Genomic DNA, 764 nt, shown 5'->3' with positions numbered 1-764 from the left:
TGTTAATCTAAAGTTTCAGGAGTATATTTTCAAACAGTTGTTTAATACGAGTGATTAAAATGGCCCCGAGAAGCACAACAAAAGAAAAAATACTCGATGTCGCAGAAGGACTTTTTGCTGAATATGGTTTCAATGATACGTCGCTAAGAACCATTACAGGCAAAGCAAATGTGAATCTTGCATCGGTGAATTATCACTTTGGTGACAAAAAGACGTTAGTGCGCGCGGTATTAGACCGGTACCTTGAAGCACTGATGCCAAGCATAAAGGCGTCTCTCATTGAGTTGAATACCCGCGAAAGCTACAACATGGACGAAGTGTTTGAATCATTACGTTTACCGCTGCGTACACTTAATGATGTTAGACCAAATGGTACAGCACTATTTATGTTGTTGATTGGTAGAGGTTACACCGATGTACAAGGGCATTTACGTTGGTTTATCAGCACTCGATACTCAGAAGTATTGAATTTGTTTACTTTCTCTATCATGAAAGCAAACCCAGAGTTGACGGAAGAGTTGTTGTTTTGGCGATTACATTTCACGTTGGGAACGTGCGTATTTACGATGGCCTCAAGTCAAGCTTTGACCGAGCTGGCAGAAAGCAAATTTGAAAAAGAAATCGATGTGAAATCTGTCGTCGATTTACTGATTCCTTACTTGTCCGCTGGTATGTCGGCGAAATAGTCGCTCGATAACGACAAGTAAAAAGTGAAACCAATAATAAGGATTAGCCGCAAGCGGTGACGTGAACAAAAGGATCTG

General features: G+C 40.7%; 1 protein-coding gene. It reads left to right on the top strand.

Annotated elements, in window-relative coordinates:
* The first annotated feature begins 59 nt into the window (after window positions 1-59).
* Window positions 60-686 (top strand): TetR/AcrR family transcriptional regulator, encoded by a 627-nt coding sequence (locus R7Q48_RS26780; protein ID WP_005462382.1) that lies wholly within the window; start codon window positions 60-62, stop codon window positions 684-686.
* Window positions 687-764: the final 78 nt, after the last annotated feature.

The organism is Vibrio sp. 378 (assembly GCF_033339435.1).
Note: the sequence above shows the minus strand (reverse complement) of the source record. Positions and strands in the feature narration are given on the sequence as shown.